This is a genomic window from Vibrio sp. L85, assembly GCF_963871815.1.
GTDB lineage: Bacteria > Pseudomonadota > Gammaproteobacteria > Enterobacterales > Vibrionaceae > Vibrio > Vibrio harveyi.
The window spans coordinates 1-631 of sequence record NZ_CAWMYL010000118.1 but is presented as its reverse complement, the minus strand read 5'-3'; the positions used below and the strand labels follow the sequence as shown (position 1 = coordinate 631).

Below are 631 nucleotides of genomic sequence, written 5' to 3'. Positions count from 1 at the left end.
AGCTTTGCCTTGTCCACCAGTTTAGGATCAAGCCCTAGCTCAGTGAGCGGATTGGTTTTACCCACGAGTAGCTTAGGCGCAAGCGTCAACAGGTCACTTGGTGATAGGTCTTTGACCTTATCAAATGCCACTTCAAGCTCTTGCTCTAGTGCATCAATGGTCTCAATGCGTTTTAGCTCGGCTTGGCATTCTTCTTTAGATAGTGTTTCCATAGTTGTCCCCTGTCTCTCGACGTTGGTTGTTAGTTAAAAAAGCGCCCCTGTTTCACAACGTTGGCATTGATTTAATACACAATCAGACGATTGTTTTTGAAACTGACCGTCGTGTATCGGTCAATTTGAACTTTCGCCCCTCGCATGAGTGGCGAAATCAAGCACTGAATCCCTTGTGAGCTCCATCCTGTAAGCCTCATTAGTGGTTCAGTGAGAGGGTGGTTACACTTATTTTCAGTGCTCCAAGAAGGGGCTCCGCCCCTTTTTGCTTCGCTGCGCTCCGCTTTCCACGCTTTGGCGTCCGATTTCGAAACGATAGAAAAGCGCGCGCTACAGGTTTCAATGATTTGACCTAACCAAGAAATCCCGATCACTCGTTTAACGGATTCTCCGTATTGGTTTTGGTCATACTCATACGC

Annotated in this window: 1 protein-coding gene and 1 pseudogene; both read right to left on the bottom strand. The window is 47.1% G+C overall.

Translation table 11 applies throughout. The features are described from left to right. On the bottom strand, positions 1-212 hold a 212-nt coding region (locus AACR11_RS12925; protein ID WP_079324774.1), incomplete at its 3' end, for a hypothetical protein. 71 nt (positions 213-283) lie between these two features. Next, positions 284-631, bottom strand: a pseudogene (locus AACR11_RS12920) (replication endonuclease); the annotation flags it as partial.